This window comes from Bradyrhizobium sp. GW821-FHT13H06 (assembly GCF_058803975.1).
Genome location: NZ_JBXAPN010000005.1, coordinates 389561 through 413420, shown reverse-complemented (window position 1 = coordinate 413420; position 23860 = coordinate 389561). Strand labels below are relative to the sequence as shown.

Below are 23860 nucleotides of genomic sequence, written 5' to 3'. Positions count from 1 at the left end.
GCGCGCCACCTCTTCCACAAGGGGAGAGGGTTAAGTTAATACGCCATCACAACTTCGTCGCAGCTCGCGACAGCAGCTTCCACTCGTCGCCCTGCTTCTGCCAGTTCATCAGGATGTGAAGGTTGGTCGATACTTTTTTCCCGTCGGCCGTCATCTCCTGCTCGCCCAGCCAGTGGAAACGCACGATCGCTGCGGGGCCGACCACCTTGATGGTGGGGTCCTTGTATTCGATCGACAGGAATTTCGATTTGCCGTCGGTGGCGTTGGCGATGAAGGTCGCCTTGTCCTCGACCTTGCCGCTGGAATGGCTGTAGCTGAGATCGTCCCAGCACAGCGCGGCGAGCGCTTTCGGATCAGCCGCGATCTGGGCAAGGCGGAAGGCCTCGACCTTCTTCGCCACGGCTTCCTCGTCCGCCGAAGCGGCGAGCGCCGGCGTGGCGAACGCAAGCGCGGAGACGGCGAGAGTGGAGAGAGCCAGATCGCGTCGGTTGATCGTCATCGTTTCCTCCTTTTTGATCTTGCACCAAGTGTTGCAGCCGCGCGCGACTTTGTCGAGTGTCGCATTGTCGTCATGTGAATGCGCGATTGCGCGATCGGGGCCGTATTGATACGTCTCGCGCATCGATGCGTCGCGCATTTGGGAAAGTACAGAAATGATCGAGGCCAGCTACAATGCGATGGGCAGGGCGTTGTTGTTCGACATCGACGGCACGCTCGCCGACACCGATCCGTTGCACTTGAAGGCTTTCAACCAGGTGCTCGGACCTCGCGGCCATGTCTTCGATCACGCGCGCTTCTCCAGGGAGCTGCAAGGTTTCGCCAATGTCGCGATCGGCGAGCGCTTTCTGCCCGACGAGGCGCCGGAACAGCGGGCCATGATCCTCGATGAGAAGGAGGAGGTCTTCCGCACGCTCGTGACCGGACAGATCGCACCGCTGCCCGGCCTGATGGCGCTGCTCGACCGGGCCGACAGCGCCGGCATCCCCATGGTCGCCGTGACCAATGCGCCGCGCCTCAACGCCGAGCTGCTGCTGTCCGGTCTCGGCATCACCCATCGCTTCAAGGCGCTCGTGATCGGCGCCGAGCTGCCGCACGGCAAGCCGCATCCGCTGCCCTATCAGGAAGGGCTGCGTTTGGTCGGGGCGAGGCCGGAAACCTCGATCGCATTCGAGGATTCCCGCACCGGCGTGCAATCCGCCACGGCGGCCGGAATTCCGACCGTCGGCATCCGGACCAGCCTCAGCCATGCCGACCTGGTTGCATCAGGCGCGGTCACTTCTGCCAGCGCCTTCGACGATCCGGCGCTGCTCGCGCGTCTTGCGAACGCCATGACTTGGTAAGAAATGGTGTGGTGAGGGCCTTTCATCCGTTAACCGTGATCGGCGCGCGCATTGACCGAAGGCGCGAACCGCCGCACCATGCATCCCTCTGATTTGAGGCCGTTGCCGTGACCGGACTGACCCATCGCCAAGCCGAAATCCTCAACATCGCGCGCGCTTCGGGCCGCGTCATGGTCGAGGAGCTCGCGCGCCGCTTCGAAGTCTCGGCGCAGACCATCCGCAAGGATCTCAACGATCTCTGCGAACGGAGATCGCTGACCCGCATCCATGGCGGCGCCATCATCGCCTCCGGCGTCGAAAACCTCGCCTACGAGGCGCGCCGCTTCGTCGCCGCCGACGAGAAGAAGGCGATTGGCGCGGCGGCGGCTTCGCTGATCCCGAACGGCTGCTCGCTGTTCATCAACATCGGCACCACGACGGAGGAGGTCGCGAGCGCGCTGACCTCGCACGAGGACCTGCTCGTCATCACCAACAATCTCAACGTCGCCATGCTGCTCTACCGCCATCCCCGCATCGAGGTGGTGGTCGCGGGGGGCACGGTGCGGCGCGCCGACGGCGCAGTGGTCGGCTCGACCGCGACGCAGCTGATCGGCCAGTTCAAGGTCGACTATGCCATCATCGGCGCGTCCGCGATCGACGAGGAGGGGGCGTTGCTCGACTTCGACTATCGCGAGGTGCAGGTGGCGCAGGCCATCATCGCCAATGCCCGCAGCGTCATGCTGGTCGCCGATTCCACCAAGCTTCGCCGCAGCGCGCCGGTGCGCATCGCCCACATCACCCAGATCCAGACCTTCGTCACCGACCAGGAGCTTCCCGAGCGCCTCGCCACCATCTGCCACAGCAAGGGCATCGAAGTGGTCGCGGCGATGCCGAAGGACGCGGACATCGACGATGCGCCGGCCGACGCCCAGGATGCGGTGCCTGAAGCCGCGCCGGTGGTGCGGCTGCGATAGCCCCTAGGCGTCGCCCCACGGATTGTGCAGCGGGACGCCGAAGGCCGTAAAATCCTTCACGTTGCGTGTGACGAGCGTGAGGTTGCTGACGAGCGCGCTGGCTGCAAAGAAGCCGTCCATGACGGACAGTGCAACACCAGTGCGGCGGCTCTGCGCCATCAGGTCGCCCCATCGTTCAGCCACGGCATGGTCGATCGGCAGGATGCGCCCTGCAAATCGCGCTGGCAGATCATGGGCGAGCCAAGCTGCTAAGGCCGTGCGCCGCCGGGCGTCGTCCAGCAGAGCGATGCCGCGGCGGAGCTCGGCAATCGAGGCGACGCTGATGAACGCGCGGTCCTCATCGATTGTATCGAGCCACGCCAGGACTTTCGGGGAAGGCGCCGGCCGACGAACCTCCGACAGCACATTGGTGTCGAGGAGCAGGTTCACGGCATCTCGTCGCGCGGTTCATCCCGCATGCGTTCAAGCTCGAGGTCAGTGCCGCGCAACGGCGAAGCCAGCAGGAAGTCGGCGAGCGTGCCTTTGCGTGCGGTCTTCCGTGCCCATTCCTCAGCGGAAACGACCACTGCATTTGGTTTGCCGTGCCGGGTGATGATCTGAGGGCCAGCTTGAGCGCGGTCGACCACCTCGGACAGCCGTGCCTTGGCGTTGGCGAGTGTCCAGATGTCATCAGCCGGAAGCGGATCGGGTGCAGTGTTTCGGTCGACCATGCGCGAGAGAACCAATATGACTATTATGACTATAGTTCTGTGATGCCGACCGATCAAGGGCGGCGCTGCCTCGGGAATTGGCTTCGAAATTGCTGATTTCTTCAGCCCATTGCCCACCAAAAAGTTCTGCTTTCGCTTCCTTTCGCTTCTCTTTCATCTTGCTTTCGCTTTTCGGTGTGATCTAATCAAAAGCGAAAGTAGCCGCTTGACGGAACGAGCGGTCGCCCGGGGGATGCGTCTGTTGGAGCGTATTTTCGATCTCGCCATCATTGGAGGCGGTGTTAACGGCTGCGGCATCGCGCGTGACGCGGTGGGCCGCGGCAACACAGTTTTCCTGTGCGAAATGAACGATCTGGCGAGCGGGACGTCGTCCTGGTCGACCAAGCTGGTGCATGGCGGCCTGCGCTATCTCGAATATTACGAGTTTCGCCTGGTCCGCGAGGCGCTGATCGAGCGCGAGATCCTGTGGGGGATCGCGCCCCATATCATCCGTCCCCTGCGTTTCGTCCTGCCGCACCATGCCGGCCTGCGCCCGGCCTGGCTGCTGCGCTTGGGCCTCTTCCTCTATGACCACATCGGCGGCCGGCATCTGCTGCCCGCCACGCGCTCGGTCGATCTGAGGCGCGACGAGGTCGGCAAGCCGCTGATCCCGAATCGCTATGCCCGCGCATTCGAATATTCCGACTGTTTCGTCGACGACGCCCGCCTCGTCGTGCTCAACGCGCGCGATGCCGCCGACAAGGGCGCCGAGATCCGGACCCGCACCCGCGCCACCGAGATTCGCCAGTCCGGCGGCCTCTGGACGGTCAGCATGGTCAATACGCTGACCGGCGAGCGCTCGCAGGTCCGGGCGCGTGCACTGGTCAATGCCGGCGGTCCCTGGGTCGAGGACGTGCTCGGCCGCGGCGCCGGCGTCAATGCGAAGGCAAAAGTCCGCCTGGTGCAGGGCTCACATATCGTCGTGAAGAAACTCTACGATCACGACCGTGCCTACATGTTCCAGAATGCCGATGGCCGCATCATCTTCGTCATCCCGTACCAGGACGATTTCACGCTGATCGGCACCACAGACCGCGATTATGACGGCGATCCCGCCAAGGTGAAGGCGACGGTCGAGGAGATCCAGTATCTCTGCACCGCGGCGAGCGAATATCTCGCCAAGCCGGTCACGCCGGATGACGTGGTCTGGACCTATTCCGGCGTGCGGCCGCTCTACGACGACGGCGCAAGCGAAGCCAAGGCCGCGACACGCGACTACGTGTTCGAGCTCGACACGCCCGGCGGCGTGCCGCTGCTGTCGATCTATGGCGGCAAGATCACGACCTATCGAAGGCTCGCCGAAGAGGCCCTGGAACGCCTTGCGCCCTATCTTCGCAGCGCGAAAGCGCGCGAGGGCTGGACCGGCAAATGGCCGCTGCCCGGCGGCGACATGGATGTGTCGGACATCGACGGGCTGATCGCCGAGCTCCAGCGCGGCTATCCCTTCCTCAGCCATGAGCATGCAAGGCGGCTCGCGCGCGCCTATGGCACGCGGGCGATGAAGCTGCTCGGCGATGCGAGATCATTGGCCGATCTCGGCCAGGCCTTCGGCGCGACCCTGACAGAGCGCGAGGTCAGCTATCTCATGGCCAATGAATGGGCCGTCACCGCCGAGGACGTGGTCTGGCGCCGTTCCAAGCTCGGCCTGCGACTATCTGCCGACGAGATTGCGACGCTCGACGACTGGATCAGGACCCACGCCGTGCCGCAAAGTCCCCTGCTGGAAGCGGGAGGACGCTCATGACCGTGACACTGGATCACGTGACCCGGACCGTCGAGGGTGTCGAGCACATCCGCGACGTCTCCCTGACGCTCGAGAGCGGTACGCTCAACGTCCTGCTCGGGCCGACGCTGTCGGGCAAGACTTCTATCATGCGGCTGCTCGCCGGTCTCGACAAGCCGACCACGGGCAAGGTGCTGGTCAACGGCAAGGACGTCACCGGCGTCGACGTGCGCCAGCGCTCGGTCGCGATGGTCTATCAGCAGTTCATCAACTACCCCTCGCTCACGGTCTACGAGAACATCGCCTCGCCTCTGCGCGTGCAGGGCAAGCCGCGCGGCGAGATCGAGGCGCGGGTGGCGGAGGCTGCAAAACTGCTGCGGCTCGAGCCGTTCCTGAAGCGCACGCCGCTCCAGCTCTCCGGCGGCCAGCAGCAGCGCACCGCGATCGCGCGGGCGCTGGTCAAGGGCGCCGATCTCGTGCTGCTCGACGAGCCGCTCGCCAATCTCGACTACAAGCTGCGCGAGGAGCTGCGCGCCGAGCTTCCGCGCATCTTCGAGGCCTCGGGCGCGATCTTCGTCTATGCCACCACCGAGCCGACCGAGGCGCTGCTGCTCGGCGGCAACACGGTGTGCATGTGGGAGGGCCAGGCGCTGCAGATGGGCGAGACCGCCAGCGTCTACCGCCGGCCGCAGACCTTGCGCGTCGCGCAGGTCTTTTCCGATCCGCCGCTCAACCTCGTCGGCATCGAGAAGAAGAATGGCTCCGTGCAATATGCCGGCGGCATCGCGTCACCGGCCTCGGGGCTGTATTCGTCGCTGGCTGACGGCGCCTATCGCGTCGGCTTTCGCGCGCATCAACTCGCGCTCGCCAATGGCGAGGCCGACCGCCATGCCTTCCATGCCACTGTCACGGTGACCGAGATCACCGGTTCGGAGAGTTTCGTGCATCTGACCCGCGATGGTTCGAACTGGGTGGCGGTGCTGCACGGCGTGCACGAATTCGAGCCGGGCCAGACGCTCGACGCCGTGCTCGACCCGAATGATGTGTTCGTGTTCGATGCGGCTGGCCGCCTCGTCGCGGCACCTGGTTCTTGAGGGAGGTGCGCCATGGCCCGCATTGACCTCGTCGATCTCGCGCACTCCTACGGCGGCAATGACGCCGCTCCGGAGAGCTTTGCGCTCAAGCCTGTCACGATGACGTGGCGGCAGGGCGGCGCCTACGCGCTGCTCGGCCCGAGCGGTTGCGGCAAGACCACGCTTCTCAACGTCATCTCCGGCATCATCACGCCGTCGCGCGGGAAAATCCTGTTCGACGGCAAGGACATCACGCCACTGTCGACCCAGAAGCGGAATATCGCCCAGGTGTTCCAGTTTCCGGTGATCTACGACACCATGACGGTGGGGCAGAACCTGGCGTTCCCGCTCAAGAATCGCGGCGTGCCGAAGGCCGAGATCGACAAGCGCGTCGCCGAGATCGGCCGTCTGCTCGACCTCGAACCTTATCTGAACCGCAAGGCCACCCGACTCACCGCCGATGCCAAGCAGAAGATCTCGCTCGGCCGCGGCCTCGTCCGCTCGGACGTCGCCGCCGTGCTGTTCGACGAGCCGCTGACGGTGATCGATCCCGAGCTGAAATGGCAACTCCGCTCCAAGCTGAAAGCGCTGCATCGTGAGCTCGATCTCACGATGATCTACGTCACCCACGACCAGACCGAAGCGCTGACCTTCGCCGACACCGTCGTCGTCATGCACGACGGCCGCGTCGTGCAGAGCGGCACGCCCGCCGAACTGTTCGACAAGCCGGCGCACACCTTCGTCGGCTATTTCATCGGCTCGCCCGGCATGAACATCCTGCCGGCGGAGGTGCGGGGGCGCGAGGCCAAGATCGGCGGCCTCGTCATCGCGCTCGATCGCAGCTACGACAAGCTGCCTTCGGGCGCCAAGATCGAGATCGGCGTCCGTCCCGAATTCGTGGAGGTCGTTGCGCCCGCGCCGGGCCTGCTCACCGCCAGGATCGAGCGCATCGACGATCTCGGCCGCATCCGTTTCGCGCGCGTGCGCGTCGGCGACGCGAAGCTGGCCGCGCGCGCACCGGCGGGCTTCACCAGCGCCGACGGCACCGCCGGGCTGAAATTCGATCCGTCGCACGTGCACGTCTATGCCGACAGCCTTCTGGTGGAGGGAGCCGCCTGATGGACAAGACCGTCAACCAAAAAGCCTGGTTCCTGGTGCTGCCGGTGTTCCTGGTCGTCGCCTTCTCGGCGGTGCTGCCGCTGATGACGGTGGTGAACTATTCGATGCAGGACACCTTCGGCAACAACCAGTTCTTCTGGAACGGTGTCGGCTGGTTCAAGGAGCTGCTTGATCCCTCGACCGATCTCGGCGGCCGCTTCCTCGCTTCCCTCGGCCGCAACCTGTTCTTCTCGCTGGTGATCCTCGCCATCGAGGTGCCGCTCGGCATCGTCGTCGCGCTGTCGATGCCGCGCGAGGGCTGGACGGTCGCGGCCTGCCTGATCATCCTCGCGCTGCCGCTGCTGATTCCCTGGAACGTGGTCGGCACGATCTGGCAGATTTTCGGCCGGCCCGACATCGGCCTGCTCGGCTATACCCTCAACGCCATTGGCATCGACTACAACTACGTCGCCAACGAGTTCGATGCCTGGGTCACCGTCATCGTGATGGACGTTTGGCACTGGACCAGCCTCGTCGCGCTGCTGTGCTATGCCGGCCTGAAGTCGATTCCCGAGGCCTATTACCAGGCCGCGCAGATCGACGGCGCCTCGCGCTGGGCCGTATTCAAGGCGATCCAGCTGCCGAAGATGAACCGCGTGCTGCTGATTGCGGTGCTGTTGCGCTTCATGGACAGCTTCATGATCTACACCGAGCCGTTCGTCGTCACCGGCGGCGGGCCGGGCAACTCGACGACCTTCGTGTCGATCGAGCTCGTCAAGATCGCACTCGGCCAATTCGATCTCGGCAAGGCCGCCGCGCTGTCGCTGGTCTACAACCTCATCATCCTGATCGTCTGCTGGATCTTCTACACCGTGATGACCAATGCCGGCGTCGAACGCAAAGTCCAGGCTTCGAGCGAGCCGGCGGCGGAGCCCAAGCCTTCGTCCGGGCCAAGCCCGTGCCCGTGCTGCAGCCAAAGGAAGGAGTGGCGTGATGCATTCGATTCCCGGCCGCCGCCTCATCATGGGGCTGTTCCTGGTCTTCCTGCTGCTGCCGATCTACTGGCTCGTCAACATGAGCTTCAAGACCAACAGCGAGATCGTCTCGACGATGACGCTTTGGCCGCACACCCCGACCCTGCAGCACTACAAGCGTATCTTCACGGACGAGAGCTGGTATTCCGGCTACATCAACTCGCTGACATACGTGGTCCTCAACACCATCATCTCGATCTCGGTGGCCTTGCCGGCGGCTTACGCCTTCTCGCGCTACCGTTTTCTCGGCGACAAGCATTTGTTCTTCTGGCTGTTGTCGAACCGCATGGCGCCGGCTGCGGTCTATGCGCTGCCGTTCTTCAACCTCTATTCGGCGATCGGCCTGTTCGATACGCCGTGGGCGGTGGCGCTGGCGCACTGCATCTTCAACGTGCCGCTGGCGGTGTGGATCCTCGAAGGCTTCGTCTCCGGCGTGCCGCGCGAGATCGATGAGACCGCCTTCCTCGACGGCTATTCCTTCCCGCGCTTCTTCATCAAGATCCTGGTGCCGCTGATCGCCAGCGGCATCGGCGTCGCCGCCTTCTTCTGCTTCATGTTCTCCTGGGTCGAGCTGCTGCTCGCGCGCACGCTGACCTCGGTGTCGGCCAAGCCGATCGCCGCGATCATGACGCGCACGGTGTCGGCGGCCGGCATGGACTGGGGCCTGCTCGCCGCCGCCGGCGTGCTCACCATCATTCCGGGTGCGCTGGTGATCTGGTTCGTCCGCAACTATATCGCGCGCGGTTTCGCGCTCGGCCGCGTGTAAGGAGGCAACCATGGAGTCTATCGCATGGATGGCCTGGACGCTGCCGACCGCGATCTTCTTCGTCGCGCTCGCCTGCACGCTGGCCGTGATGACCTGGCTCGCCGCGGTCTATCCCGAGGCCGAGCGCGTCGGCGTGCTGCGCATCCCGACGACGCGCGGCGATCGCCTGTTCATCTCGCTGATCGCCGCCGCCGTCATCCACCTCGCGTGGATCGGTCTCGTCGGCACCGATCCCATCGCCGCGCTGCCGATCGGAGAGGAGGGTTTCGAGATTTCGAGCCTGTGGCTCGCAAGCGGAATTTCGCTGGTCACGGCCGTGCTCATCTTCCGCACGGTCTGAAACTGGCGAAGGGACGGCCAGATCCGGGACCAACCCGGGCCTGTATAAAAGTTTGTCGCTGCAACGGAGGAATAACATGCGACAGTTTAGGAGAAGGAAAGGTCCATTGACCAGGAATAGCTTTTTGACCATGTCCAGCGCCGCCGCGATCGTTGCGGTGTCGCTTGCCGTCTCGGCGCCGGTCCGCGCCGCCGACGAGGCCGTGATCCAGAAATGGATCGCGGAATTCCAGCCCTCGACGCTGTCGAAGGAAGACCAGAAGAAGGAGCTGGAGTGGTTCGCAAAGGCCGCCGAGCCCTTCAAGGGCATGGAGATCAACGTCGTCTCCGAGACCATCACCACCCACGAATACGAGGCGCAGACGCTGGCGAAAGCGTTCTCCGAACTCACCGGCATCAAGCTCAAGCACGACCTCATCCAGGAAGGTGACGTCGTCGAGAAGCTGCAGACCCAGATGCAGTCCGGCAAGAACGTCTATGACGGCTGGATCAACGATTCCGACCTGATCGGCACCCACTTCCGCTACGGCCAGACCATCGCGCTGTCGGACTACATGGCCGGTGAGGGCAAGGACGTCACCGACCCCATGCTCGACGTCAACGACTTCATCGGCAAGTCGTTCGGCACCGGGCCGGACGGCAAGCTCTATCAGCTGCCCGACCAGCAGTTCGCCAACCTCTATTGGTTCCGCTACGACTGGTTCACCAACCCAGACTACAAGGCCAAGTTCAAGGCCAAGTATGGCTACGAGCTCGGCGTGCCCGTGAATTGGTCCGCCTATGAGGACATCGCCGAGTTCTTCACCAACGACGTCAAGGAGATCAACGGCGTCAAGGTCTATGGCCATATGGACTATGGCAAGAAAGACCCCTCGCTCGGCTGGCGCTTCACCGACGCCTGGCTGTCGATGGCCGGCAATGGCGACAAGGGCATTCCGAACGGTCTGCCGGTCGACGAATGGGGCATCCGCATGGAGGGCTGCCGTCCGGTCGGCTCTTCCGTCGAGCGTGGTGGCGACACCAACGGGCCGGCGGCGGTCTACTCGATCACCAAATACCTCGAGTGGATGAAGAAGTACGCGCCTCCGCAGGCCCAGGGCATGACCTTCTCCGAGTCCGGTCCCGTGCCGGCGCAGGGCAACATCGCCCAGCAGATGTTCTGGTACACCGCCTTCACCGCAGACATGGTGAAGCCGGGCATCGCCGTGATGAACGCGGACGGTACGCCGAAATGGCGTATGGCTCCGTCGCCGCACGGCTCGTACTGGAAGGAAGGCATGAAGCTCGGCTACCAGGACGCCGGATCGCTGACGCTGTTGAAGTCGACCCCGGCGGATCGCCGCAAGGCAGCCTGGCTCTATCTCCAGTTCATCGTCTCCAAGTCGGTGAGCTTGAAGAAGAGCCATGTCGGTCTCACCTTCATCCGTGAGTCCGACATCTGGGACAAGTCGTTCACCGAGCGTGCGCCGAAGCTCGGCGGCCTGATCGAGTTCTACCGCTCGCCCGCGCGCGTGCAGTGGACCCCGACCGGCAACAACGTGCCCGACTATCCGAAGCTTGCACAGCTCTGGTGGCAGAACATCGGCGACGCCTCGTCCGGTGCGAAGACCCCGCAGCAGGCGATGGACGCGCTCGCCGCGGCCCAGGACTCCGTCATGGAGCGCCTGGAGAAGTCCGGCGTGCAGGGTGCCTGCGGTCCGAAGCTCCACAAGAAGGAGAAGCCGGAGTACTGGTTCGCGAAGGCCGAGAAGGACGGCACCATCGCGCCCCAGCGCAAGCTCGCCAACGAGAAGCCGAAGGGCGAGACGGTCGACTACGACACCCTGATCAAGTCGTGGCCGGCGACCCCGCCCAAGCGCGCGGAAGCGAAGTAGACCTGGCGCAGAGCGCATCATCACGAACGAAAGGCCGGGAGCGATCCCGGCCTTTTTCCTTGCGCGCTGCCCTCACTCGTCGTTGCGGGCGCAGCGAAGCGGCAGCAACCCCGTCACTCCTTCCGCCGCACCAGATCCTCGATCATCGTCTGCACGTGCAGGAGCCATGTCCTCCGCCGTTCCTCGTCCGCGAGGTCGATCTGCGTATAGCTCGACAGCGTGTAGAGGTTGGCGCGGTAGAAATAGGTCAGCGACAGGATCGACAGATAAAGGTGGAAGCGGTCGCAGTCCGGCCTGAACTCGCGCCGTTCGATGCCGCTCTGGAGCACGCGATCCAGCATGCCCAGCTGGGTATTGGAGAAGCTGCGGCGGATGTTGTTCTTGACGTGACGGCCCTTGAACAGATTCTCCGTGGCGAGAATGCTCAACAGCTCCGGGTGCGCCCAGTAGTAGTTCCAGTTGAAGGCGACCAGCGCCGCGAGCGCCTGGCGCGGGTTGGAAAAATCGAGATCGAGCGCCTCTTCCGAAGCGACCAGGTCGGCATAGCAATGCTCGATGACCTGGTGAAAGAGCTTCTCCTTGCTCTTGAAATAGTAATAGAGCATCCGGTCGTTGCTCTTGGCGGCCTTGCTGATGCGATCGACTCGCGCGCCGCCATAGCCCTCGCGGGCAAACTCGGCGACGGCCGCGCGCAGAATCGCCTCGCGGGTCTGATCGGGCGCTCGCGTCCGTCGCACCGTTGAGGCCTTTTTCCGCTTGGCCGGCCGCTTGAGACGGGGGCCGGCCAGTGTGCGGGCTGGCAGCTCTGTATTGTTGGCCATCGCCTATCCCAGGGGAATCACAACCAGCAGGATGGGGCCTGCCGCTTTTTTGGCAAGCCCCGCCTTTTCTTCGTCATTGACAACCAACATCGCCTGGTATTCGCTATGTAGTAAGTACTACATACATTCGCTGATCCCAATGAAGGGAGGCTGCTGTGCGCATTTCGGCTGTTGCGAAGTTCGTTGGACTGGCCCTGGCCCTGACCTGCGGCGCGGGGTGGGCGGCCGAGCCGCCGCCGATCAAGATCGGCGAAATATCGAGCTACTCGGCGCTCCCGGTCGGGACCCGCGGCTATCGCCAGGGCTGGGAGCTCGCGCGCGACGAGATCAATGGCAAAGGCGGTGTGCTCGGCCGCAAGCTCGAAATCATCGCCCGTGACGATGCCGGCAAGCCGGACGTGGCCATCACCGCCGCCGGTCAGCTCGTCGATGGCGAGCAGGTCGATCTCCTGACGGGCACGATCCTCTCCCATGTCGGCCTCGCCGTCGCCGATTTCGCCAAGCAGAAGCGGATATTCTTCCTCGCTTCGCAGCCGCTGACCGATGCGCTCATCTGGGAGAAGGGCAGTCGCTATACGTTCAGGCTGCGGCCGAGCACGTATACGCAAGCCTCCATCCTGGCAAAGGAGGCGGCCAAGTTCCCCGCGCGACGCTGGGCGACGATTGCGCCCAACTACGAGTTCGGTCAGGCCGCGGTGGCCAGCTTCAAGCGCGAATTGAAGCGATTGAAGCCCGACGTGGAATTCGTCTCCGAGCAGTGGCCGCCGCTCGGCAAGATCGACGCGGGCGCAGTGGTGCAGGCGATGATGGCGGAGCAGCCCGATGCCATCTTCAACGCGACGTTCGGGGCCGATCTCACGAAATTCGTGCGCGAAGGCACGACACGCAATGTGTTCGCCAAGCGCGCCGTCGTCAGCATCCTGTCCGGCGAGCCCGAATATCTCGCGCCGCTGAAGGATGAGGCGCCGCCCGGCTGGGTGGTCACCGGGTATCCCTGGAGCGAGATCAAGACCCCGGCTCACGACTCGTTCCTGAAAGCCTATGTTGCGCGTTTCAAGGAGCCTCCGAACATCGGCGCGCTGATCGGCTACGCCAACACGCTGGTGCTGGCAAAGGCGATCGAGACGGCCGGCTCGACCAGGACCGACGATCTGATCAAGGCGATGGAGCATCTCAAGGTCGACACGCCGGTGGGTCCGATCTCCTTCCGGGCGATCGACCACCAATCCACCATGGGAGTCTATGTCGGCAAGCTCGCGGTGCGGGACGGCCAGGGCGTGATGACCGACTGGCGCTATGTCGACGGCGCGGACTATCAGCCCGCCGACGCCGAAGTGCTGGCCAAGCTGAAGAACTAGGAAGGACTAGGAGCTGCCATGAAACTGCTCGCGCCGCGAAACACCTGGTATCCGCTCACATGGTCGCGCAACGTGACGCGTTCCCTCGCGCGACACCGCATTCTCGGCATGGACCTCGTCGTGTACCGGGGCGAGGCCGGCCAGGTCATTGCGCTCGACGACGCCTGTCCGCATCGTTTGGCGCCCTTGTCGATGGGCAAGCTGAAGGGCGACGCCATCGAATGCGGCTATCATGGCATGACCTTCGGCGCCGACGGACGTTGTGTCCGGATTCCCGGCCAGCCCGTGATTCCGCAGAACGCGCGGGTGCCCTCCTATCCGCTCAGGGAAAAGATGGGCCTGGTCTGGATCTGGCCCGGCGATCCCGCGCTGGCCGATCCATCGCTGATCTATGACCTGCCGCAGTTCGGCGAGGCGGGCTGGCATGCCGCGGAGGGCGACGCCCTGCGGATCGAAACCAACTATCTCAATCTCGCCGACAATCTCTGCGACCCCGCCCATGTCAGCTTCGTGCACCTGTCGACGCTCGGCAACTCGGCGAGCGAAGAGATCCCGGTGGAGCACACCTACGGCGATCGTGGCGTGCTGGTATGGCGCTGGATCCGGAATGCGCCGCCGATCCCGCTGTTCGCCAAGTACGGCAATTTCAGCGGCAATGTGGATCGCTGGCATTACTACGACTATGTCGCGCCCTGCATCGCGGTGATCGATTTCGGCAGCGCGGATGCCGGTGCGATTGCCGATCCGGCGGACCGCGGCAAGGGGCTGCGCATCTTCGCCTGCCATTTCATCACGCCGGTCGACGACAATGTCTGTATCGACCACTGGCTGCACGTGCGCAATTTCGCGCTGGACGACGCCGACGTGGATCAGCGCCTGCACGGCGATTTCCGTATCGCCTTCAACGAGGACAAAGAGATACTGGAGCGCATCGAACAGGTTGCGCAGGCGCGTCCCAACGTCAAATGCATCCGGCTCGCCATCGACGCCGCCCCGCAGCGCATGCGACGCATCGTCGAGCGCATGGTGGCCGGCGAAGCCGAGACGCGCGCCTCGGCATAAGGGCGGCGAAGTCATTCCGGGGCGATGCGAAGCATCGAGCCCGGAACCAGGATTTCGACATCCGAGGGGCGCCAAAGCGCGATGCGATCAGGATGAATCGCCATCACGCCTTGGGTTGTTGTTTAAGCATGGTCTTTTCGGAAGACCGCTTCGCACTTTTCCGGATCATGCTTTGGTGACGCCCCGCAACATTGATGGGCGATCTACTCCGCCGGCTCGGCCGCCAGCGTCGGGTAGTCCGTGTATCCCTTGGCGCCGCCGCCGTAGAAGGTGTTCTTGTCCCAGTCGTTCAGAGGCGCGCCCTGCTTCAGCCGTTCGACGAGGTCGGGGTTGGAGATGAACGGCTTGCCGAAGGCGATGAGATCGGCCGCGTTCGCGTCCAGCACCTTGGTCGCAAGCTCGAAATCATAGCCGTTGTTGGCGACGTAGGCGCCGGAGAAGCGCTTGCGCAAGGACGCATAGTCGAACGGCGCGATGTCGCGCGGTCCGCCGGTGGCGCCTTCGACGACGTGGAGATAGACCAGCTTGAGCGCGTTGAGCCCGTCGACGATGTGATCGAACAGCGGCTGCGGGTTGCTGTCGGAGATGTCGTTGGCCGGCGTCACCGGCGAGATGCGGATGCCGGTGCGGTCCGCGCCGGCCTCGGCGGCGACGGCCTTGGAGACCTCAAGCATCAGACGCGCGCGGTTCTCGATCGAGCCACCGTAAGCATCCGTGCGCTTGTTGGCGCCGTCTTTCGCGAACTGGTCGAGCAGGTAGCCGTTGGCGCCGTGGATCTCGACGCCGTCGAAGCCGGCCTCGAGCGCATTCTTCGCCGCGCGCTTGAAGTCGTCGATAATCCCCGGGATTTCGGAGAGTTCGAGTGCGCGCGGCTCGGAGACGTCGGCAAAACCGCCATTCACAAAGGTTTTGCCCTTGGCGCGGATCGCACTCGGCGCGACCGGGGCGGCGCCACTCGCCTGAAGGTCGACATGCGAGATGCGGCCGACATGCCAGAGCTGGATGAAGATCTTGCCGCCGCGCGCATGCACGCGGTCGGTGACCTTGCGCCAGCCGGCGACCTGGTCCTTGTTGTAGATGCCGGGCGTGTCCTGGTAGCCCTGGCCCTGCTGCGAGATCTGGCTCGCTTCGGTGATCAGAAGCCCTGCAGAGGCCCTCTGGCCATAGTAATCGGCAGCAAGCGGGCCTGGCACGAACGTGCCGGGCACGGCACGGTTGCGCGTCAGCGGCGCCATCACGAGGCGATTGGCCAGCGTGATGGGGCCGAGCTTGTAGGTCTCGAACAATTTAGTCGAACGGCTCATGGGAAATGCTTCCAGGCGGTGAGAGGTCCCGAACACTTGTGCATCGCGGCATCAGGCGCAAGGGAAGAGCCATACGGAAAGTGCAGGTGAGCTGCGCGGCAGCGCCCGCGTAGCATAATTCATGTGCAATTCCGGCCACGACAGCAGAATCCCGCCGTCGCGGCCGTGCGATCCGGCAAGTCAGTTCGTGCCCATGAAATCGCGCTTGCCGATTTCGACGCCGTTGTGGCGCAGGATGCCGTGGGCGGTCGCGGCGTGGAAATAGAAGTTCGGCAGCGAGAACGAGCTCAGGAATTGCTGTCCCTTCATGGTGATGGATTTGTCCGGGCCGGCCGGGAAGGTAACGTCCCTGGCATCGGCGCCTTCGAACTGCTCGGGCTTGAACGACTTGACGTAGTCGATCGTCTTCGCCAGCCGCTGCTTCAATTCCGCGAAGCTGGTCTCGGTGTCGGGCGTCGTGGGCACTTCGCTGTGAGTGAGCCGGGCGCAGCCCTTGGCGGCGAAATCGCTGACGAGCTGGACCTGCCTCGACAACGGCAACATGTCCGGGAAGAGGCGCGAGCCGAGCAGGACGCCGGGATCGATCTTTTTCGCCGCGCAATGCGCCTCGGCCTTGGTGAGCAGCCCGGTCACGCTGTTCAGCATCTGCAGATAGGCGGGGACGACGGCGTCGTAGAAGGACATGTGATGCTCGCTTCAATGATGGGAAATCTCAGGAGAAAACCTGAGCCACTCACATGGGAGCCTCATGGAAAAATACAATCGCAGAGCGCGGCTTGTGCGATGCGAAAATTCTACTTCGTCACTCTCCGCCGTCATCGCCCGCGCAGGCGGGCGATCCAGTACGCCGAGACGGCAGTGACTGAATCGACAGGCCGCGGCGTACTCGATTCCCCGCCTGCCGCCTTCGCTAAAGCTTCGGCGCCTCCTGGACCTTAACTGCGGCGAAGCCTTGGCGTAGCCCCGTCGCGGGGAATGACTACGGAGAGATTGTCTATCTGACAATCCCCGCCGGCTGCGCCTGCGCCGTGCCGCCACGCATGCGGGCGAGCAACTCCGCCGTCGGCCAGGAATCGGCCGGCAGGCCGAACTTGATCTGCATCGCCTTCACGGCAGTGCGGCTCTGCTGGCCCAGCACGCCGTCGACCTTGCCGACATTGTAGCCGGCGCGCGCAAGCAGCTGCTGCAATTCCTTCAGCTCGTTGAACGGCAGCTGCGCCACCGGCGCGGAGGGCTTGCGCATCGGCGCGGCGCCGGCGATGCGCGAGGCGAGATAGCCCGCGGTGGTCGAATAGATCAGCGAGTTGTTCCATTCGGTGTAGGCCGCGAAATTCGGATAGGCGAGGAAGGCCGGACCAAAGCGGCCCATCGGCAGCAGCACGGACGCCGCAAGATTGTCATTCGGCAGCGGCCGTCCGTCGGGATAGGTGACGCCCAGCTGCGCCCATGTCGAGCGCGGCTCGCGCACCGTGAGATCGGTCTTCTCCCACGGCAGGTTGGCCGGCACCTTGATCTCCTCCAGCCACGGCTCGCCGCGCCGCCACTTCAGTCCGTTTGCGATGTAGTTCGCGGTCGAGCCGATCACGTCGGCTGGCGACCGCAACAGGTCGCGCCGTCCGTCGCCGTCATAGTCGACCGCGTAGTTGACATAGTGCACGGGCAGGAACTGCGTCTGCCCGAGCTCGCCGGCCCAGGAGCCGATCATTTCATCGGGATGCAGATCGCCGCGGTCGATGATCTTCAGCGCGGCGATGGTCTCGCCCACGAACATCTCCGAGCGGCGGCAGTCATAGGCGAGCGACACCAGCGATTTCAGCGTCGGCAGATTGCCCATGTTGGCACCGAAGTCGCTTTCGAGGCCCCAGAATGCGGCGATCACGGCCGGTGGCACGCCATATTCCTTTTCGGCGCGTGCAAAGGCCGCGGCGTATCGCTTGATATGCTGCTGTCCGTTCTGCATGCGATAGGGCGCGGCCATGCGGCCGGCGAATTCGGTGAAGAGCTGGCCGAACACGCGCTGGCCACGGTCGCGGTTGACGATGCCCTGGTCGTAGACGAGATACGGTGAAGCCTCCGCGATCGTGTGCTGCGACACGCCGGCAGCCACCGCCTGTTGCTTCACGTCGGCGAGGAAGCGATCGAAGCTCGCGCCATTGTGACACGAGGCTGCGCGTGGCGAGGGGGCCTTGGGCGCTACGGGCCTGGCGGGAGGTGGAAGCATCTGGGCGGAAGCGGTGGCGGTGCACGCGAAAAGCGTGACGGCCGCGATCAGAAATCGGGTCTGGACCATGGGAGTTCCGGCGGGGAAAGGGCGGGCGTGGATTCGCCCGAAGTTTAGGTGAAGTGACGGCCTCAAGCCATCCTTTCGATGCTCCGCCAGCAGAGGGAATGCGGGTGATACTGCGTCGGCCTAGCCGAACAGCCGCATCAGCAGCGCTTTCCCGACCGGGAGCGCCCTCACTCCCTGAAAGGCGCGAACATACTCGCCGGCATAGAATGCCCTGATCGCGTGCACGCGCGTGTCCATGCCTTCCTCGAACCGCACGGCGAATCCGTCCGCGGTCCGCCGCACCACGATGGCCGCGATCGGGCGGCCGTAGATGCGGCATTCGATCGTGCTGCCCGGCGCCGGCGGATCGGGATCGATCAGGCGCGCGCCCGTGATGGAGATGTCGGCGAGCCGCGCGAGATGCGACCTGCCATCGTGGCGCAGCAGAACGGTCTCATTGCGGCTGAACCGCTCCGCCTTTCGCTTGCGCGGCTGCTCGATGCAGACGAAGCAGACCACGGTGAGGATGACCGCGTTGTAGAGGCTCCAGGCCAGCGCCAGTCCGCCATAGGCGATGTTCTCGCCGCGCAGGTGCAGGATGAAGGCATAGGCGATGGCTGCGAGCGTGATGACGAGCGCGCCGCCATAGAGCTGCAGCAGCGGCCATTCGACGAATCGGCTGTTGCGGTCGCCGCCTTTCGCGGTGACCTTGAACTTGTGTCCTGTCGGCTTCAGCAGGCCGGCCGCCACCGCCTCGAGCACCGCAGGCGCCGCGATGAGCTGCGAGACGTCCGTCATCATCGCGAGCGAGCGGCCGCGCGACAGCCAGGCCATGCTGAGACTATGCCAGACATAGAAAGGCAGAAAGAAGCGCAACAGCTCGGTGAGGTCGGCCTGAACCGCCTTGATGCCGAACAGCAGGAACAACCAGGGCACGACGAGGCCAGCCACCTTCGACGCATACACCGCCGACCAGCTCATGAAGGCGTCGGTCAGCGAGAGCCGGTCGATGAAGGACAGCTTCGAGTCCCGCGACAGCGGTCCGCTGCGACCGCGCACGATCTGCATCAAGCCGAGGCACCAGCGGGCACGCTGGGTGATGTATTCCTTCAGCCCCTCCGGCGCGAGCCCGATGGTCAGGCGCTCGTTGAGATAGATCGTGTTGAGGCCGCATTCCTTGAGACGCAGCGTGACCAGGTAGTCCTCGGTCACCGAATCGGTCGGAAATCCGCCGATCTGCATCAGGCCGGCATAGCGAATGAGGGACGAGGTGCCGCAGCAAAACGCGACGCCCCAGGCGTCCTTGGCCGGCAGCAGGATGTCGAAGAAGAAGCGCTGCTCGTCGGGCCAGACATCGGTCGCGGCAAGGTTGGTCTGGATCGGATCTGGATTGATGAAGTGCTGCGGCGTCTGCACCACGCCGACCGACTCATCGTCCATGAGCGAGATGGTACGCGCGAGGAAATCGGGTCGCGGCACGAAGTCCGCATCGAGAATGGCGACGAATTCCGGCCGCTCCGGCAGCGTGCCGACATGCCTGAGTGCATGGTTGATGTTGCCGGCCTTGGCGTGGAGGTTGTCGTGCCGCGTGAGATAATGGCAGCCGAGCTCGCCCGAAAGGCGCCGCAGCCAGGGCCGCCGTCCGTCGTCCAGGACCCAGACGCGGTAGTGGCCGTAAGCCATGCCGGTCGCGCCGATGATAGTGCGCTCGAGAATCGACCGTTCCTCGTTGTAGGTGCAGATGAAGACATCGATCAACGGCGCGCGCGGATCGGTGGCGCGGCCGTCGACCCTCGCTGCGCCGGTGCGGTCGCGCGTCCGGCTCAGGAACAGCAGCGATAACGCGACCGCGACGAGTGAGGCCGCTTCCAGCAGCAGGAATGGGTAGCCGACCATGGCATCGAGGGTCAGATGCGGCGGCGGCAGCGTCGACGTGACACGCCAATGGAGATAACGCAGCAGCAGGGCCACCGACACGATGGTCAGGAACGAGCGCGCCATCGTGCTGTCGCGCCTGAGCAACGGCACGATCGCCATGAAGGCGCCGAGCGCGATCAGGCCGGGCGTCAGCGCTGTCATCACGGCGCGGTCTCGCGCCGTGCAAACACGACGCGACCGGTGCGCCCGACGGTGCAGGCGCGGGCCGCGGCATCGCGCGATGCCACGGTCACGCGATAGGGCTCCTTGCTCAGCGCATCCGGATTGATGGCGAGATTGGCGGGTGCGCCGGCGGCGCCGGTCAAATTGACCACGGTGCCGAAGATCGGCTCGCCGCCGTCATTCGGCTCGAAGGTCGCGCGATCGCCGAGCTGCAGGCGGTTGTAGACGGCCTCGGTGACGTTGGCGGTGATGACGGTTCCGCTGCAATCGAGCACCTTGAGCAGGGGCTGGCCGGCCTGTACGTCCTCGCCGGGCGAGGTCATCATCTCCCAGACGCGCCCCGCGACGGGTGTCGTGATGTTGGCTTCGGACAGATCGGCGAAGCGGACCTCCTCGACGATGATCTCGTTGGCAAGCCAGGCGATGTCGGTGTCGGTGCGGGCGAGATCGGCTTCGAGGTCGCCGGCGCGCTGACGCATCTCCTCTTCGCGCTGCACCGAGCTCGGCCGGTCGTTATAGCTGTCGCCGAGGAACGAGCCGTTCTGCGCCGCGGCGAGCTCGACCCTGGCGGCATCCAGCCGCTTGCGCGCGCCCAGCTCGGTCTGCTGCGACACGGAGAGCTCGCGCGTCAGCCGCGACAGCTCGACGGTCGAGATATTGCCGGATCTGGCCAGCGACGAGGCGCGCTCGACGGCGGCGCTGGCCTCCTCGCGCCGCGCCGCCGCCGCCTCTATCGAGGTCTGGATCTCGGCGATGCGGGCTTCGAGCTGGAGCACGCGTCCGTCACGGAATTGCGCGGCCTGCCGCGCCAAGTCCTTTTGCGCGGCCTGCGCCGAGGCAAGCTTGGCGGCAAGACTCGGCCGCTCGTTCTCCAGGCGCGATTTCTGCCGCCGGAGATCGTCGAGCAGGGTGCGATCGCCGCGCGAGTTGACGACGCGCAGGACGACGGTTCCGGCATCCAGCTCGGTCTGGTCGGTGACGCGCTGGGCGGCCGCGACGCGCCCACCGATGGGCGTGCGCAACGTGACGAGGCGGGAATTCAGCACCGCCTCGACGCTCGAATTCTCCCAGATCGCGCGCAGCGGCAGCCAGCCGAACACGGCGACGATGGCGAGCCCGATGGCGATCTTGGCACCGCGCCGCAGATACGACCAGCGACGTCCGGATTCCGGCGCCGTCTGCCCGTCCGGCGCGTGGCTGGGCTCGTCATTGGCGAACAGCTGCTCGTGCAGCGCCTCCTGCAAGCCTTTCGCATCAGTCTTCTGGTCAGGGGAGGGGGCAGGGACAGGGGCAGGGACAGGGGCAGGGACAGGGGCAGGGACAGGGGCAGGTGCGGGATCGACGGAGGCAGCGCGCGAGCGGTCCATCATGATGGTCACCTTGCGGACGGAATGCCGACGAGAGGGGGTCAATGCGCCGGAACTGTGCTGCGTGCCGGGTTGCTATGGCTCAATCCGAAATTGCGCTTTCCAGGTTGCTAAGCGTCCGCGCATGTTTTCGCGCAAATCCCCGTCAAGCTTTAACGAGGGCCGAAAGACTGGCCCTCCGCCAGAGGTGTGCGGCGGGGCGACGCACGAACCTTGCGGTCTCCCGCCGCATTCATACCTCGTGGACGCCGGCCGGAGGTTCGCCCGCGGCCGGTCTCGGGAGACGGCCATGAACTATTTTCGTACCGCAATGCTGCTCGCAGGTCTCACCGCCCTGTTCATGGGCGTGGGCTATCTGATCGGCGGCGCCTCGGGCGCCATGATCGCGCTCGTCATTGCCGCCGCGACCAATCTCTTCACCTACTGGAACTCCGACCGCATGGTGCTGTCGATGTACGGCGCCCATGAGGTTGACCGTTCGACCGCGCCGGAGCTGGTCGGCCTCGTCGCCGAGCTTGCCGGGCGCGCCGGCCTGCCGATGCCGCGCGTGTTCGTGATGGACGAGGTGCAGCCCAACGCGTTCGCGACCGGCCGCAACCCGGAGAACGCCGCAGTTGCCGTCACCACCGGCCTGATGAACCAGCTCAGCCGCGAGGAGCTCGCCGGCGTGATCGCGCACGAGCTCGCGCACATCAAGCATCACGACACGCTTCTGATGACCATCACTGCGACCATCGCGGGCGCGATCTCCATGCTGGCCCAGTTCGGCATGTTCTTCGGCGGCAATCGCGAGAACAACAATGGTCTGGGCATCGTCGGCTCGATCCTGATGATGATCCTCGCTCCGCTCGGCGCCATGCTGGTGCAGATGGCGATCAGCCGCACCCGCGAATACGCTGCCGACAATCTCGGCGCGCGCATCGTCGGACAGCCGATGTGGCTGGCCTCGGCGCTGGTCAAGATCGAGGGCGCCGCGCATCAGGTGCCGAACTACGAGGCCGAGCGGAATCCCGCGACCGCGCACATGTTCATCATCAATCCGCTGTCGGGCCACGGCGTGGACAATCTGTTCGCGACCCACCCCTCGACCCAGAACCGTGTCGCCGCCCTCCAACAGCTCGCCTCCGAGCTTGGCGGGCAGGCGGCGCCGTCGGTCGGGGCCAACGAGAACTACCCGCGGCGCGGTCCCTGGGGCCGCTCCTCGTCACGTGGTTCTTCCCGCGGTCCTTCTCGCGGTCCCTGGGGCTAGCTAACGGAACCGGTGAGGATTTGCGGCTTTGTGATCTGGCGCACATAGGGTCATCCTGGCCGGTGTTAACACCTCGACGTGACCATTCCTTCGAAAGGGGATGCGTGGCCGGCCCGCTTCCGGCCACCGTCGAAGATGACCAGAGCTGCCGTACTCTTGCTGATCGTTCTTTGCGTGCTCGTCGGCCTGTCCACGCACATGGTCGTCAATTGCGGCGACGAGGACGATCCCGACATCTGCTCGGCCGTGATCGGCTTCTCGCCGCTTCGCGGCTCGCTGATCGCTTTCGCCTATGCGGGGCGCGGGCGGATCGCGCTGCGTCACGGCGACTTCAGGCGGGCGATCGCCGATTTCGACGAGGCCATCCATCTCAATCCCAACCGCGGCTCGCTCTATCGCGACCGGGCGACGGCCCGTCGGCTGAACGGCGATCTGGAGCGCGCCATTGCGGATTATGACGAGGCGATCGCGCATGATCCCAAGCTCGCCGCACCCTATCACCAGCGCGGTCTTGCGCTCGCCGCCATGGGCGATCTCGATCGGGCCATCCTGAGCTTCAACACGGCGGTCCGCCTCGACCCCTCCGACGCGCAGGCCCGTCTCGATCGCGGCCTCGCGTTCCTCGCCCACGGTCAGGCCGACGATGCCCGCGCCGATTTCGAGGCCGCGCTGGCGCTGCCCGCCGGCAAGAACGGGGCCGCGCGAGAGGCAGCGCGCGCCAAGCTCGCCGAGCTCGCCAGTGCGGAACCGACACAGGTGTCGGCGCCGAGACGGTAGAAATATCCAGAGCTGCGGGCTTCTTCCCCTCGCCCCTTGTGGGAGAGGGTGGCTCGCCGAGAAGCGGCGAGACGGGTGAGGGGTATCTCTCCGCGAGTCCAACTCGCAGTTTAGACTCGCGGAGAGAAACCCCTCATCCGGCGCTTCGCGCCACCTTCTCCCACAAGGGGAGAAGGAAGAAAGCGCTTACTTCGCCTTCTTGGCCTTCGCCTTCTTCGTCTTGGCCTTGTTTTCGGGCTTGTCCTTCGCCTTCTTTTCCACCTTCACCGCAATCGGCGCACTGGCGGCCAGGCGCATCGATCGCGCGTAGCTGTCGGCGACGTTGTCGGCGGACATCTGGAGGCGCTTGGCGGCGGCGGTGGCCTGCTCCATGGTGGCCTTGGCCATCATCTTGAAGCGCTCGCCGGTCTCCTTGCCCTTGGCCTTGGCCGCAAGGCCGTTGAAGCGATCCCGCCGCTCCTTGGCGCGGGTCATCAGGCCCGTATGCAGCTGTCTGGCCAGTTGCCGGATCACGACATCCAGGTCTGCGTCCGCCATGTTCTCTCATCCTCTTCGAAAAACGGTATCGATGCGGCGGGACTATGCAGATCGGGCCCCGCCTTGG

General features: G+C 64.8%; 22 protein-coding genes and 1 pseudogene. 13 read left to right on the top strand and 10 right to left on the bottom strand.

Annotated elements, in window-relative coordinates; translation table 11 throughout:
* Nucleotides 1-46: 46 nt before the first annotated feature.
* Nucleotides 47-499, bottom strand: coding sequence for a nuclear transport factor 2 family protein (locus AC1RQP_RS23495; RefSeq protein ID WP_239621803.1), 453 nt, complete (start codon nucleotides 497-499; stop codon nucleotides 47-49).
* Between the two features lie 154 nt (nucleotides 500-653).
* Between AC1RQP_RS23495 and AC1RQP_RS23490 the strand changes: the two genes are divergently transcribed.
* Entirely contained in the window at nucleotides 654-1340 is a 687-nt protein-coding gene (locus tag AC1RQP_RS23490) for an HAD family hydrolase (protein WP_492938661.1), read from the top strand.
* Between the two features lie 107 nt (nucleotides 1341-1447).
* Nucleotides 1448-2293: a DeoR/GlpR family DNA-binding transcription regulator gene (locus AC1RQP_RS23485; RefSeq protein WP_126260507.1), complete on the top strand. Its 846-nt coding sequence runs from the start codon at nucleotides 1448-1450 to the stop codon at nucleotides 2291-2293.
* A 3-nt stretch (nucleotides 2294-2296) separates the two neighbouring features.
* Here the strand turns inward: AC1RQP_RS23485 and AC1RQP_RS23480 are convergent, their stop codons facing one another.
* Both AC1RQP_RS23480 and AC1RQP_RS23475 read right to left on the bottom strand, forming a co-directional pair.
* Nucleotides 2297-2722: a type II toxin-antitoxin system VapC family toxin gene (locus AC1RQP_RS23480; protein WP_492938660.1), complete on the bottom strand. Its 426-nt coding sequence runs from the start codon at nucleotides 2720-2722 to the stop codon at nucleotides 2297-2299.
* Entirely contained in the window at nucleotides 2719-3003 is a 285-nt protein-coding gene (locus tag AC1RQP_RS23475; RefSeq protein WP_492938659.1) for a type II toxin-antitoxin system Phd/YefM family antitoxin, read from the bottom strand. The genes AC1RQP_RS23480 and AC1RQP_RS23475 overlap by 4 nt, the downstream gene beginning before the upstream one ends.
* A gap of 232 nt (nucleotides 3004-3235) precedes the next feature.
* Between AC1RQP_RS23475 and glpD the strand changes: the two genes are divergently transcribed.
* The 7 genes and pseudogenes from glpD to AC1RQP_RS23440 all read left to right on the top strand — a co-directional run bounded on the left by glpD (nucleotide 3236) and on the right by AC1RQP_RS23440 (nucleotide 10949).
* On the top strand, nucleotides 3236-4786 hold the full coding sequence (gene glpD, locus AC1RQP_RS23470) for a glycerol-3-phosphate dehydrogenase (protein ID WP_492938658.1): 1551 nt from the start codon (nucleotides 3236-3238) through the stop codon (nucleotides 4784-4786).
* A complete protein-coding gene (locus AC1RQP_RS23465; RefSeq protein ID WP_492938657.1) occupies nucleotides 4783-5859 on the top strand; it encodes an ABC transporter ATP-binding protein in 1077 nt (358 codons plus the stop codon). The genes glpD and AC1RQP_RS23465 overlap by 4 nt, the downstream gene beginning before the upstream one ends.
* A gap of 12 nt (nucleotides 5860-5871) precedes the next feature.
* A complete protein-coding gene (locus tag AC1RQP_RS23460) occupies nucleotides 5872-6957 on the top strand; it encodes an ABC transporter ATP-binding protein (RefSeq protein ID WP_492938656.1) in 1086 nt (361 codons plus the stop codon).
* Nucleotides 6957-7930 (top strand): annotated as a pseudogene (locus AC1RQP_RS23455) (carbohydrate ABC transporter permease). The gene AC1RQP_RS23460 and the pseudogene AC1RQP_RS23455 overlap by 1 nt, the downstream one beginning before the upstream one ends.
* On the top strand, nucleotides 7930-8736 hold the full coding sequence (locus AC1RQP_RS23450) for a carbohydrate ABC transporter permease (protein ID WP_492938655.1): 807 nt from the start codon (nucleotides 7930-7932) through the stop codon (nucleotides 8734-8736). The pseudogene AC1RQP_RS23455 and the gene AC1RQP_RS23450 overlap by 1 nt, the downstream one beginning before the upstream one ends.
* A 10-nt stretch (nucleotides 8737-8746) precedes the next feature.
* A complete protein-coding gene (locus tag AC1RQP_RS23445) occupies nucleotides 8747-9076 on the top strand; it encodes a DUF2160 domain-containing protein (RefSeq protein WP_492938654.1) in 330 nt (109 codons plus the stop codon).
* 130 nt (nucleotides 9077-9206) lie between these two features.
* A complete protein-coding gene (locus AC1RQP_RS23440) occupies nucleotides 9207-10949 on the top strand; it encodes an ABC transporter substrate-binding protein (RefSeq protein WP_492938742.1) in 1743 nt (580 codons plus the stop codon).
* A 113-nt stretch (nucleotides 10950-11062) separates the two neighbouring features.
* Here the strand turns inward: AC1RQP_RS23440 and AC1RQP_RS23435 are convergent, their stop codons facing one another.
* Nucleotides 11063-11770 carry a TetR/AcrR family transcriptional regulator gene (locus AC1RQP_RS23435; protein WP_239621812.1) on the bottom strand — a complete coding sequence of 236 codons (708 nt, stop codon included), beginning with the start codon at nucleotides 11768-11770 and terminating at the stop codon, nucleotides 11063-11065.
* A 161-nt stretch (nucleotides 11771-11931) separates the two neighbouring features.
* Here AC1RQP_RS23435 and AC1RQP_RS23430 point away from each other — a divergent pair, with 161 nt between their 5' ends.
* Both AC1RQP_RS23430 and AC1RQP_RS23425 read left to right on the top strand, forming a co-directional pair.
* Nucleotides 11932-13128 carry an ABC transporter substrate-binding protein gene (locus tag AC1RQP_RS23430; protein WP_492938741.1) on the top strand — a complete coding sequence of 399 codons (1197 nt, stop codon included), beginning with the start codon at nucleotides 11932-11934 and terminating at the stop codon, nucleotides 13126-13128.
* An 18-nt stretch (nucleotides 13129-13146) separates the two neighbouring features.
* Nucleotides 13147-14190: an aromatic ring-hydroxylating dioxygenase subunit alpha gene (locus AC1RQP_RS23425; protein WP_239621813.1), complete on the top strand. Its 1044-nt coding sequence runs from the start codon at nucleotides 13147-13149 to the stop codon at nucleotides 14188-14190.
* A gap of 203 nt (nucleotides 14191-14393) precedes the next feature.
* Here AC1RQP_RS23425 and AC1RQP_RS23420 read toward each other — a convergent pair whose 3' ends face one another.
* The 5 genes from AC1RQP_RS23420 to AC1RQP_RS23400 all read right to left on the bottom strand — a co-directional run bounded on the left by AC1RQP_RS23420 (nucleotide 14394) and on the right by AC1RQP_RS23400 (nucleotide 21107).
* Nucleotides 14394-15494: an alkene reductase gene (locus tag AC1RQP_RS23420; RefSeq protein ID WP_492938653.1), complete on the bottom strand. Its 1101-nt coding sequence runs from the start codon at nucleotides 15492-15494 to the stop codon at nucleotides 14394-14396.
* Nucleotides 15495-15674: 180 nt separating this feature from the next.
* A complete protein-coding gene (locus tag AC1RQP_RS23415) occupies nucleotides 15675-16178 on the bottom strand; it encodes a DUF1993 domain-containing protein (protein ID WP_124163322.1) in 504 nt (167 codons plus the stop codon).
* 310 nt (nucleotides 16179-16488) lie between these two features.
* Entirely contained in the window at nucleotides 16489-17784 is a 1296-nt protein-coding gene (locus tag AC1RQP_RS23410) for a lytic murein transglycosylase (protein WP_239621815.1), read from the bottom strand.
* Nucleotides 17785-17904: 120 nt separating this feature from the next.
* Nucleotides 17905-19842: a glycosyltransferase gene (locus AC1RQP_RS23405; protein WP_492938740.1), complete on the bottom strand. Its 1938-nt coding sequence runs from the start codon at nucleotides 19840-19842 to the stop codon at nucleotides 17905-17907.
* Entirely contained in the window at nucleotides 19842-21107 is a 1266-nt protein-coding gene (locus tag AC1RQP_RS23400) for an HlyD family secretion protein (RefSeq protein ID WP_492938652.1), read from the bottom strand. Before AC1RQP_RS23400 ends, AC1RQP_RS23405 begins: the two co-directional genes overlap by 1 nt.
* Nucleotides 21108-21519: 412 nt before the next feature.
* Between AC1RQP_RS23400 and htpX the strand changes: the two genes are divergently transcribed.
* Together htpX and AC1RQP_RS23390 are read left to right on the top strand one after the other, a co-directional pair.
* Entirely contained in the window at nucleotides 21520-22479 is a 960-nt protein-coding gene (gene htpX / locus AC1RQP_RS23395; RefSeq protein WP_239621817.1) for a zinc metalloprotease HtpX, read from the top strand.
* A gap of 135 nt (nucleotides 22480-22614) precedes the next feature.
* A complete protein-coding gene (locus tag AC1RQP_RS23390) occupies nucleotides 22615-23256 on the top strand; it encodes a tetratricopeptide repeat protein (protein ID WP_492938651.1) in 642 nt (213 codons plus the stop codon).
* A gap of 186 nt (nucleotides 23257-23442) precedes the next feature.
* On the opposite strand, the gene AC1RQP_RS23385 is transcribed toward AC1RQP_RS23390, so the two are convergent.
* Complete coding sequence (locus AC1RQP_RS23385; protein ID WP_492938650.1) at nucleotides 23443-23793, bottom strand: hypothetical protein; 351 nt, start codon at nucleotides 23791-23793, stop codon at nucleotides 23443-23445.
* Between the last annotated feature and the right edge of the window lie 67 nt (nucleotides 23794-23860).

Bases quoted from the DNA above. Each gene is read 5' to 3' on its own strand.
- AC1RQP_RS23495 (WP_239621803.1), bottom strand. From the start codon at position 499: ATGACGATCAACCGACGCGATCTGGCTCTCTCCACTCTCGCCGTCTCC.
- AC1RQP_RS23490 (WP_492938661.1), top strand. From the start codon at position 654: ATGATCGAGGCCAGCTACAATGCGATGGGCAGGGCGTTGTTGTTCGAC.
- AC1RQP_RS23475 (WP_492938659.1), bottom strand. From the start codon at position 3,003: ATGGTCGACCGAAACACTGCACCCGATCCGCTTCCGGCTGATGACATC.
- glpD (WP_492938658.1), top strand. From the start codon at position 3,236: ATGCGTCTGTTGGAGCGTATTTTCGATCTCGCCATCATTGGAGGCGGT.
- AC1RQP_RS23465 (WP_492938657.1), top strand. From the start codon at position 4,783: ATGACCGTGACACTGGATCACGTGACCCGGACCGTCGAGGGTGTCGAG.
- AC1RQP_RS23460 (WP_492938656.1), top strand. From the start codon at position 5,872: ATGGCCCGCATTGACCTCGTCGATCTCGCGCACTCCTACGGCGGCAAT.
- AC1RQP_RS23450 (WP_492938655.1), top strand. From the start codon at position 7,930: ATGCATTCGATTCCCGGCCGCCGCCTCATCATGGGGCTGTTCCTGGTC.
- AC1RQP_RS23445 (WP_492938654.1), top strand. From the start codon at position 8,747: ATGGAGTCTATCGCATGGATGGCCTGGACGCTGCCGACCGCGATCTTC.
- AC1RQP_RS23440 (WP_492938742.1), top strand. From the start codon at position 9,207: ATGTCCAGCGCCGCCGCGATCGTTGCGGTGTCGCTTGCCGTCTCGGCG.
- AC1RQP_RS23435 (WP_239621812.1), bottom strand. From the start codon at position 11,770: ATGGCCAACAATACAGAGCTGCCAGCCCGCACACTGGCCGGCCCCCGT.
- AC1RQP_RS23425 (WP_239621813.1), top strand. From the start codon at position 13,147: ATGAAACTGCTCGCGCCGCGAAACACCTGGTATCCGCTCACATGGTCG.
- AC1RQP_RS23420 (WP_492938653.1), bottom strand. From the start codon at position 15,494: ATGAGCCGTTCGACTAAATTGTTCGAGACCTACAAGCTCGGCCCCATC.
- AC1RQP_RS23415 (WP_124163322.1), bottom strand. From the start codon at position 16,178: ATGTCCTTCTACGACGCCGTCGTCCCCGCCTATCTGCAGATGCTGAAC.
- AC1RQP_RS23410 (WP_239621815.1), bottom strand. From the start codon at position 17,784: ATGGTCCAGACCCGATTTCTGATCGCGGCCGTCACGCTTTTCGCGTGC.
- AC1RQP_RS23405 (WP_492938740.1), bottom strand. From the start codon at position 19,842: ATGACAGCGCTGACGCCCGGCCTGATCGCGCTCGGCGCCTTCATGGCG.
- htpX (WP_239621817.1), top strand. From the start codon at position 21,520: ATGAACTATTTTCGTACCGCAATGCTGCTCGCAGGTCTCACCGCCCTG.
- AC1RQP_RS23390 (WP_492938651.1), top strand. From the start codon at position 22,615: ATGACCAGAGCTGCCGTACTCTTGCTGATCGTTCTTTGCGTGCTCGTC.
- AC1RQP_RS23385 (WP_492938650.1), bottom strand. From the start codon at position 23,793: ATGGCGGACGCAGACCTGGATGTCGTGATCCGGCAACTGGCCAGACAG.